The sequence below is a fragment of the Streptomyces sp. NPDC059564 genome (assembly GCF_042735575.1).
In the GTDB taxonomy this organism is placed as follows: Bacteria; Actinomycetota; Actinomycetes; order Streptomycetales; family Streptomycetaceae; genus Streptomyces.
Genome location: NZ_JBHWBP010000685.1, coordinates 1 through 1,390 on the forward strand (window position 1 = coordinate 1; position 1,390 = coordinate 1,390).

Annotated in this window: 2 protein-coding genes and 1 pseudogene; all 3 read left to right on the forward strand. The window is 71.7% G+C overall.

Annotated elements, in window-relative coordinates; all coding sequences use genetic code 11:
• The coding region (locus tag ACFV0Q_RS41630) for a C40 family peptidase (RefSeq protein ID WP_385013323.1) at positions 1–709 on the forward strand (709 nt) is incomplete at its 5' end.
• Between the two features lie 122 nt (positions 710–831).
• Positions 832–1,146 carry a DUF6112 family protein gene (locus ACFV0Q_RS41635; RefSeq protein WP_266449619.1) on the forward strand — a complete coding sequence of 105 codons (315 nt, stop codon included), beginning with the start codon at positions 832–834 and terminating at the stop codon, positions 1,144–1,146.
• Positions 1,146–1,390 (forward strand): annotated as a pseudogene (locus ACFV0Q_RS41640) (hypothetical protein); the annotation flags it as partial. The gene ACFV0Q_RS41635 and the pseudogene ACFV0Q_RS41640, both read left to right, overlap by 1 nt.

Below are 1,390 nucleotides of genomic sequence, written 5' to 3' on the forward strand. Positions count from 1 at the left end.
GGCCTCCGAGCAGCGGCAGGTACACCGAGGTCAGGGTGGACAGGGGTGGCAGCAGATGACCATCACCCAGGCCGCCCAGGCGGTACAGCTCTCCGGCTACCCGAACGCGTACGCGCAGTGGGAGCCGCTGGCCCGGGCCCTGCAGCAGGCCATCGTCAAGACCCTGCCCAACAGCGGCGCGGGACAGCCCGGCCAGGAACCCGGCAGCACTCCGGGCGGCGCCGGCGGCTGCAAGCCGGGCGAGGACGGATCCGGCTGGGGCTCCATCCCCGAAGGGACCGTCCCCGCCGGATACAAGATCCCCGCCGATGCCTCGCCGAAGGCCCGCACCGCGATCGACTGGGCGATGCATCAGCTCGGCACCCTCTACCAGTGGGGCGGCACCTGCACCGCGCCGCACGGCCCTGACCCCATGGGCCGCTGCGACTGTTCCAGCCTCATGCAGCAGGCCTACGCCAAGGCCGGCATCCAGCTCACCCGCACCACGTACACGCAGGTCAAGGAGGGTGACGCCGTGCCGGCGAACGCCCTGAAGCCCGGCGACTTGCTCTTCTCCCGCGGCACCGCCGCCGTCCCCGAGCACGTCGGCATGTACATCGGCGCCGGCCTGGTGATCAACGCGCCGCGCACATCGAAGCCGGTGCGGATCGAGAAGGTCGGCGACTGGCAGATCCTCGCCGTCCGCCGTATCCCCGCGCTCAACAGCTAGGCGTCCGCCACCCGCGTACGCGGGGCACACGCCGGCCCTTCCTCCGCGCCCCGAGCGCCCCCTCTCCCTTCCCCCGCATACCCGCAGGGCCTCCTAGGCCTGCGCCCGCAAGGAGCTTTGCCATACCCATTTCACTCGCAGACCGCGTCCTCTACCTCGCCTACGACCCCGGGATCACTCCAACGGACGGCGGCCTTCCCGGTCTCGACGTCCTGAAGAAGGTCGTCAACTCGATCAACATGTTCGGCATCATCGCCGTCGTCGGCGCGCTCGCCGTCTCCCTCGGCGTGTGGGCCTGGGGCCACCACAGCGGCGGCCACCAGGCCGAGGCCAATGGGAAGAAGGGCGCGGTCGTCGCCGCCGGCGCCGCCCTGGGCCTGGGCGCCGCCAACGGCATCGTCGCCTTCTTCTCCGCACTCGGAACGCAGGTCAAGTAGTGCCGAAACGTTCCCTCTCCCCCCTGCACCGGGCCACCACCCACTGGACGACCGGACGACGGATCCTCGTCGCCGCCGTGGTCATCACCGCGCTCCTCGGGGCCGCCGGACTGACCGCCTGGTTCACCGTCCGCGGCAGCAAGAACGAAGCCAGCGCCTCCCCCGCGGCCCCCGCGCCGAGCGCACCCGCCACCAGGGCACCGAAGCCATTCGCGGGTACGGGCTCTGTGCCGGCCCAGCCCAA